At 68.9% G+C, this 8,205-nt stretch carries 6 protein-coding genes; 5 read left to right on the forward strand and 1 reads right to left on the reverse strand.

Features of this window, described 5'->3' with window-relative positions; genetic code table 11:
- The first annotated feature begins 113 nt into the window (after positions 1-113).
- Positions 114-1,532, forward strand: a complete 1,419-nt coding sequence (locus ACE3OU_RS18420; RefSeq protein WP_374243017.1) for an MBL fold metallo-hydrolase RNA specificity domain-containing protein — start codon at positions 114-116, stop codon at positions 1,530-1,532.
- Positions 1,533-1,616: 84 nt separating this feature from the next.
- On the opposite strand, the gene ACE3OU_RS18425 is transcribed toward ACE3OU_RS18420, so the two are convergent.
- Positions 1,617-2,774, reverse strand: a complete 1,158-nt coding sequence (locus ACE3OU_RS18425; protein ID WP_374243018.1) for an ABC transporter substrate-binding protein — start codon at positions 2,772-2,774, stop codon at positions 1,617-1,619.
- Positions 2,775-2,983: 209 nt separating this feature from the next.
- On the opposite strand from ACE3OU_RS18425, the gene clpB reads away from it, so the two are divergent.
- The 4 genes from clpB to ACE3OU_RS18445 form a co-directional block, all read left to right on the forward strand.
- On the forward strand, positions 2,984-5,563 hold the full coding sequence (gene clpB, locus ACE3OU_RS18430) for an ATP-dependent chaperone ClpB (RefSeq protein WP_374243019.1): 2,580 nt from the start codon (positions 2,984-2,986) through the stop codon (positions 5,561-5,563).
- 150 nt (positions 5,564-5,713) lie between these two features.
- A complete protein-coding gene (locus tag ACE3OU_RS18435) occupies positions 5,714-6,898 on the forward strand; it encodes a methyltransferase (protein WP_374243020.1) in 1,185 nt (394 codons plus the stop codon).
- A 104-nt stretch (positions 6,899-7,002) separates the two neighbouring features.
- Positions 7,003-7,485, forward strand: a complete 483-nt coding sequence (locus ACE3OU_RS18440) for an OmpA family protein (RefSeq protein WP_374243021.1) — start codon at positions 7,003-7,005, stop codon at positions 7,483-7,485.
- Between the two features lie 208 nt (positions 7,486-7,693).
- Positions 7,694-8,205, forward strand: a 512-nt coding sequence (locus tag ACE3OU_RS18445) for a hypothetical protein (protein WP_374243022.1), incomplete at its 3' end; no start/stop codon positions are given.

Raw genomic sequence — 8,205 nt, forward strand, 5'->3', positions numbered from 1 at the left:
CTTCAATCTGGCCTCCACGTGCGGCTGAAGCCGCACCTACAGCCGGCCGGTGCTCTGGTGTAAGCTTCGGGCATATTCATTTCGTCTGTGGCTCCGCTGCCCGGGGGTTCTCCATGCTTGCCAACATCGTCCATCACGGCGCTTTCAATGGGGTGACGGGGTCCTGTCACCAGTTGTTCTTCGACGACTTCAACAGCCTGCTGATCGACTGCGGGTTGTTCCAGGGGGCCGAGACAGCGCCGGATGGGCGGGCGGGGGCGGAGCAGCTGGAGATCGGTTTTGCGGTTGACCACCTGCGGGCGCTGGTGGCCACCCACGTGCACATCGACCACGTGGGGCGCATCCCGTGGCTGCTGGCGGCGGGTTTCAAGGGGCCGATCTATTGCAGCGAGCCGTCGGCGCGGCTGCTACCCATCGTGCTGGCGGATGCCTTTGCGATGGGGGTCACCCGGGACGCGCGCCTCGTCGAGCGTTACCTGCGGATGGTGGAGGCGCGCATCCGGCCGCTGCCCTACGAGGCGTGGCATACGGTGTTCGACGGCCCCGGCGGCCACTGCCGCATCCGCCTGCAGCGGGCGGGGCACATCCTGGGGTCGGCCTACGTGGAGTGCGACCTTGCCCGGCCGGGGGGTGAGGCGCGGCGGGTGGTGTTCTCGGGTGACCTCGGCGCGCCCTGGACGCCGATGCTGCCGGCGCCGCGCTCCCCCGAGGCGGCCGACATTGTGGTGCTGGAGAGCACCTACGGCGACAGCCTCCACGAAAACCGCCACAGCCGGCGCGAGCGCCTGCAGGCGGTGGTCGAGCGGGCGCTGGCCAACGGCGGCACGGTGATCGTGCCGGCCTTCAGCATCGGCCGCACCCAGGAGCTGCTGTATGAGTTCGAGGACATCCTGTACCGCCAGCGCAAGAACCCCGGCCCCCACGCCGCCCAGTGGGAGAAGCTGCCGTTCTATCTGGATTCGCCGCTGGCCGGGCGCTTTACTCGCGAATACCGGGCGCTGCAGCCCTTCTGGGACACCGAGGCGCTGGCCCGGGTGCGGGCCGGGCGCAAGCCGCTGGCCTTCGAGCAGCTGGTGGCCATCGACGAGCACGCCGACCACGAGGCCAACGTGCGCCGCCTGGCCCGCAGCGGCGACCCGGCGGTGGTGATCGCCGCCAGCGGCATGTGCGCCGGCGGGCGGGTGATGAACTACCTCAAGGCGATGCTGCACGACCCGCGCCACGACGTGCTGTTCGTGGGCTACCAGGCCCGCGGCACTCCCGGCCACGCGATCCAGACCTACGGCCCCGGCGGCGGCTACGTGGACCTCGACGGCGAGCGCATCAGCATTCGCGCGGGTATCCACAGCCTGTCGGGCTATTCCGCCCACGCCGACCAGAATGATCTGGTCCGCTTTGTGACCCGCATGGGCCGGCTGCCCGCCGAGGTCCGCCTGATCCACGGCGACCCGGAAGCCCGCCACGCCCTGGCCGCGCGGCTGGCGGCGGAGACCGGAGGGCGGGTGAGGGTGATGAACGGCGGGGAAGCCTAGGGCACCGCCAGGGCGGCAGGCTTTGGGGATGCCTCCGCGGAGGCCGCAGCGGCGGCCATCCCGGCAGGGGCCCCGGGGCGGGGCTTAGAAGATCAGCCGGCAGTCGCGGCCGACGATGCTGATGTCCACAAACTCGGAGCTGGTGTGCCGGGCGGGGGTGAAATCCACCCCGTAGCCGCCCAGGTCGATCCGCTTGCCGGAGTCGAGGGCGTTCAGCAGCTTCTGGCGCGAGGGGTTGGACCCGGCGCGGCGCAGGCCTTCGAGCAGGACCTGGGTGGTGACGTAGGCTTCGAGCTGGAAGATGTTGGCGCGCATGTCCTTCTCGCCGTGCTTCTTGAGGTCTTCCTGGAAGCGGCGGACGACGGGGATGGCGTTGTTGGAGACGTTGGGCATGACCTGCGACATGATCACCCCGTGGGCGTTCTCCCGGCCGGCGATGGCGCACAGCACGTCGGCGTTGCCGTAGGAGGTCATGGCGAGGGGGGCGCTGAGGCCCTTGCTGCGATACACCTTGAGAAAATCCCCGGCGAGCTTGGAGGGCGACACCAGGAAGACGAAGTCGGGGTTGCTGCGGGCGAGGGCGTCGGTCACCTCGGGCAGCCTGGCGGTGTCGCTCACCGGGATGGCGATGCGGGCGACCAGGTCCTGCGACTGCTTCTTGAGCATGCCTTCGATGGCGGCAAGGCCGGCGCCGCCGAAGGGGCTGTCGGTGTACACCACCGCCAGGCGCTGCACGCCGATAGTGCGGGCGTGCTCGACCAGCTTGCGGTATTGGCTCAGGTCGCCGGCGCGGACGTGATACACGTAGGGATGCACCGGGTTGCGGAAGGGCTCGGCGGCGGGGATCAGGCCGACGATGGGCAGCTTGAGGGTCTCGGGCAGCCCTTCCTTTAGGATCTGCCCCATCGCCGGCGAGCCCACCGGCAGCAGCGTGGCGACGGCCTCGCTGGCGGCGAGCTGGCGGAAGATCGCGGCGGCCCGCTCGGGCTTGTATTCGTCGTTTTCGGTCTTGAGGACGACCTGCTGGCCGTTGATGCCGCCGCTGGCGTTGGCGGCCTTGATGGCCAGGCGGATCCCGGCGTTGTACTCGGCGGCCTCGATGGAGGCCGGGCCGGTGAAGGGGGCCATGTGGGCCACCACGAGTTCGCCTGCGCCGGCCAGCGTTGCCGCCACGGCCAGGCCGACGCCGGCCAGCAGGCGGTTGATCGGGGTGAGCCGCTTCAAGTGCCGTAGGTTCGCCATCCGGAAGCTCCTGAAAAAACGGGGAAGTGAAGAACCGCGCCAGCCCTTGCGGAGCGGGTCGCGGCGCAGGCTAACATAATTTGACGTCTGGGTATCGGGCGGCGCTGCGCGAAACGGGCGCCCCGGCGGGCGGCAAGGTATTCGCAGGGGGGCGCTTGAATTCCGGCGCGGCTCCCTCATGTAGGCATCAACCCGAATCCGGAGGCCCTATGCGCTACGACAAATTCACCACCAAGTTCCAGCAAGCCCTTTCCGAAGCCCAGAGCCTGGCTGTCGGCAACGACCAGCAGTTCATCGAGCCCCAGCACCTGCTGCTGGCGCTGCTGGGCCAGGACGACGGCAGCACCAGTTCGCTGCTGCAGCGCGCCGGCGTGAATGCCGCCGGGCTGAAGGCGGCCCTCGTCAAGGCCCTCGACCGCCTGCCCAAGGTGCAGGGCCACGGCGGCGAGGTGTCGGTGGGGCGCGACCTGGGCAACCTGCTCAACCTCACCGACAAGGCCGCCCAGCAGCGCGGCGACGAGTTCATCGCCAGCGAGATGTTCCTGCTGGCCCTCGCCGACGACAAGGGCGAGACCGGCCGCCTGCTCAAGGAGCACGGCCTCACCAGAAAGGCCCTGGAGCAGGCCATCGACGCCGTGCGCGGCGGCCAGAACGTGGGCAGCGCCGACGCCGAGAGCCAGCGCGAGGCCCTCAAGAAGTATTGCGTCGACCTCACCGAGCGCGCCCGCCAGGGCAAGCTCGACCCGGTGATCGGCCGCGACGACGAGATCCGCCGGGCGATCCAGATCCTGCAGCGCCGCACCAAGAACAACCCGGTGCTGATCGGCGAGCCGGGGGTGGGCAAGACCGCCATCGTCGAGGGCCTGGCCCAGCGCATCATCAACAACGAGGTGCCCGAAACCCTCAAGGGCAAGCGGGTGCTGGTGCTCGACATGGCCGGGCTGCTGGCCGGCGCCAAGTACCGCGGCGAGTTCGAGGAGCGCCTGAAGGCGGTGCTCAACGACATCGCCAAGGATGAAGGCCGGATCATCCTGTTCATCGACGAGATCCACACCATGGTGGGCGCCGGCAAGGCCGAGGGCGCCATCGACGCCGGCAACATGCTGAAGCCGGCCCTGGCCCGCGGCGAGCTGCACTGCATCGGCGCCACCACGCTGGACGAATACCGCAAGTACATCGAGAAGGACGCCGCGCTGGAGCGCCGCTTCCAGAAGGTGCTGGTGGATGAGCCGAGCGTGGAGTCCACCATCGCGATCCTGCGCGGCCTGCAGGAGAAGTACGAGCTGCACCACGGCGTGGATATCACCGACCCGGCCATCGTCGCCGCGGCCGAGCTGTCGAACCGCTACATCACCGACCGCTTCCTGCCCGACAAGGCCATCGACCTGATCGACGAGGCGGCGGCGCGGATCAAGATGGAGATCGACTCCAAGCCGGAGGTGATGGACAAGCTCGAGCGCCGCAAGATCCAGCTCGAGATCGAGCAGCTGGCGGTGCAGAAGGAGAAGGACGAGGCCTCCCAGAAGCGTCTGGCGCTGATCGAGGAGGAGATCGCCCGGATCAAGAAGGAATACTCCGACCTGGAAGAGATCTGGAAGGCCGAGAAGTCGGCGGTGCAGGGCTCGGCCCACATCAAGGAAGAGATCGACCGCCTGAAGGCCGACATCGCCCGCCTGCAGCGCGAGGGCAAGCTGGAGAAGGTGGCCGAGCTGCAGTACGGCCAGCTGCCTCAGCTCGAAGCCCAGCTCAAGAAGGCCGAGGCGGGCGGCGAGGCCAAGCCGGCCAACAAGCTGCTGCGTACCCAGGTGGGCGCCGAGGAGATCGCCGAGGTGGTGAGCCGCGCCACCGGCATTCCGGTGTCGAAGATGATGCAGGGCGAGCGCGACAAGCTGCTCAAGATGGAAGACAGGATGCACCAGCGGGTGGTGGGCCAGGACGAGGCCGTGCGCCTGGTGGCCGACGCGATCCGCCGCTCCCGCGCGGGCCTCTCCGACGAGAACCGGCCCTATGGCTCCTTCCTGTTCCTGGGGCCCACGGGCGTGGGCAAGACCGAGCTGTGCAAGACGCTGGCGGAGTTTCTGTTCGACAGCGAGGAGCACCTCATCCGCATCGACATGAGCGAGTTCATGGAGAAGCACTCGGTGGCCCGCCTGATCGGCGCGCCCCCGGGCTACGTGGGCTACGAGGAGGGCGGTTATCTCACCGAGCAGGTGCGCCGCAAGCCCTACAGCGTGATCCTGTTCGATGAGGTCGAGAAGGCCCACCCGGACGTCTTCAACGTGCTGCTGCAGGTGCTCGACGACGGCCGCATGACCGACGGCCAGGGCCGCACGGTGGACTTCAAGAACACCGTGATCGTGATGACCAGCAACCTGGGCAGCCAGATGATCCAGCAGATGTCGGGCGACGACTACCAGATCATCAAGCTGGCGGTGATGGGCGAGGTGAAGACCTACTTCCGGCCGGAGTTCATCAACCGGATCGATGAGGTGGTGGTGTTCCACAGCCTCGATCAGAAGCACATCGCGTCCATCGCGCGGATCCAGCTGGCCTACCTCGAGAAGCGCCTGGCCCGGCTCGACATGCACCTGGAGGTCAGCGACGAGGCCCTGGCCCAGCTGGCGAGCGCCGGCTTCGACCCGGTGTTCGGCGCCCGGCCGCTCAAGCGGGCGATCCAGGAGCACATCGAGAACCCGCTCGCCAAGCGCATCCTCGAAGGCCAGTTCGCCGCCAAGGACACCATCCGGGTCGGCGTGGAGGGTGGCAGGATCGCCTTCGCGAAGGGCTGATGTCGGGCCCGGCGGCGGGGGCGTGGAGCCCTCGTGCCGGGCCGCCACCGTATTGGCAGGGCTCGCAGCGCCGCCGCCGGGGTTTTCACGACGCCCGGCGGCGGCGCTTTTTGTTATCGTGCGCCCGCGTCCGATTTCCCCAGGCTCCCCATGAAGCACCGCGAACGATTTCTTGAGCTGCAGTCCGCCCTCCAGGCCCACGAGGCCCTGTGGCGGCCGTCGCCTTTTTATATGCGCCGGCCCCCGTGGTGCGAGGCCTGGCCGGACCTCGCGGCGGCGGTGCTGGCGCTGGACGACGCGATGCTGGAGGGCTTCGTCGCCGACCCGGAGGCCTGCCGGGCCTGGCTCGCGCCGCGCCTGCCGGTGGCGGAACGGCTGGGTGAGTGGTGCGATCTGGCGCCGCTGCCCCAGCGCGCGCTGCCGCCGTCGGGGCGGCATTTCGACTGGCACATCCCCGGCCGCAAGCGCGAGCAGATCGAGGCCTTCGCCGCCCACGGCCCGGCGCCCCGCGCGCCGCTGCTGGAGTGGTGCGCCGGCAAGGGCCACCTGGGGCGCCGGCTGGCGGTGAGCGACGGGCTGCCGGTGAGCTCCCTGGAGATCGACCCGGCCCTGTGCGCCGACGCCGAGCACCTCGCCAGCCGGGCGGGCGTGGACCAGACCGTGCTGTGCGCCGACGCCCTGGCGCCGGCCTCCCGCGGCCACGTGCGCGGGCGGGCGGTGCTGGCGCTGCATGCCTGCGGCGAGCTGCACCGTTCGCTGGTGCGTTCGGCGGCCGACGACGGGGCGAGCGCCTACCGCATCGCACCCTGTTGTTATTACCGCGGCGCCCAGGAGGGCTACCGGCCCCTCAGCCGCGACGCCGACCTTCCGCTCGATGGCGCCGCGCTGCGCCTCGCGGTGACCGAGACCGTCACCGCGCCGCGGCGCATCCAGCACAAGCTGGCCCGCGACCAGGCCTGGAAGCTGGGTTTCGTTGCGCTGCGCAACGCGCTGCAGGGCGAGGCGATCCGCCCCTTCAAGCCGGTGCCCGGCGCATGGCAGGGCGGCAGCTTCACCGACTATTGCCGGCTGCTGGCCGACCGCGAAGGGCTGGTCTTGCCCGATGCTGTGGACTGGGCCCGCTGGGAGGCCGCGGGCGAACAGCGCCGCGCTGAAGTGCGCCGGCTGGAGCTGGTGCGCCACGCCTTCCGCCGGCCGCTGGAGGTGTGGCTGGTGCTGGATCTGGCCCTCGGCCTGGAGGAGGCGGGCTTCGAGGTGGCGGTGGGCACCTTCTGCGACCGCGCCCTGACGCCCCGCAACCTGATGGTGCAGGCCGAGCGGCGGGCGGATTCGTGAATAGGTATTTAACATTTCGCCCGGTTGCAGTGTCGGGCGCCCCCGGATTAAGCGGTATACTTGCGGCGATCAATTTCAACCTTGACCCGTAAAGGAATTTTCCGATGCAACAAGACGACGACAACCAGAACCTCGTACTGGGTATCCTGTTCGGCATCATCGCCCTCGTGATCGGCCTGGTGATCGGCCTGGGGGTCTATGTGACCGGCCAGAACCGCGCGCCCGCACCGGTCGCTGCCGTGGTGGCCGAGGAGCCGGAGATCGCCGAAGTGGGCGAGGCGCTGGTCAAGTTCTACTTTGAATCCGGCAAGGCCGAGCTGCCTGCCGGTGCCGAGGGCGAACTGGCCAAGGTCGTCGCCAAGCTGGCCGAAGACCCGTCCAGGCTGGTGCTGCTGTCGGGCTACCACGACGAGACCGGCGGTGCCGCGGTGAACGCCGAGGTCGCCAAGGCCCGCGCCGTGGCCGTCAAGGACGCCCTGATCGCCGCCGGCCTGGCCGCCGACAAGGTCAAGATGCGCAAGCCCGCCGTGACCCTCGGCGGCACCGACCCCGCCGAAGCCCGCCGCGTGGAGGTTCGCGTCCAGTAACGGGGGCGGATTTCCTGCTGAATCGAAGAGCCGGGTTCGCCCGGCTTTTTGCTTTCTGGACTTCTGGGGGCGAACCGAAAGCGAAGAGGATTAAGTTTTTGGTATATTCCATTGAGGTTTATGTATAATTTTATACAGATAAACTTCCATGGACATCAACACCCCCGTTCCACCGGCCTGGAGTCAGTCGGGGGTGCCATGCGTCGCCATGCCCCTGCCCGCCATCTCCTGCACCATCCCGCTACTCCCCGGCCACGGGGAGCGGCTCGTGCCCTGCCGCCTGCCCCTGCCTGGGGTCGTCATCTTCGTGCACGGCGTCAACTCCGACGGCGAGTGGTACGACGACGCCGAGCAGGGCCTGTGCAAGGGCCTCAACACCCGGCTGGCCCGCCAAGAGGCGCAGCTGGCGCTCCCAGGCGACGGCACCGGGCGGCTGATCCCCTGCGCGTATACGCCGGAGCTGGACGCAGCGGGGTTCATCGATCCTGACCGAAGTCACGCCAACTTCATTCAAGACCAGTCCAACTGGTCGCCGGTGATCCGCTTCCGCTGGGGCTACAAGGCGCACCTCGATGACATCAAGGACTTCGGCAACAGCGTCTTCCTCAACGAGGACGACTACTGGGGCGGCGGCCCCTTCGCCAACGGCTGCTCCGCGCTGGCCGACCTGTGGACCGACGGCCTCAACGACCGCCTCTTCCTGTGGCTCACCGCCCAGCA

The organism is Zoogloea sp. (genome assembly GCF_041908905.1).
GTDB lineage: Bacteria > Pseudomonadota > Gammaproteobacteria > Burkholderiales > Rhodocyclaceae > Zoogloea.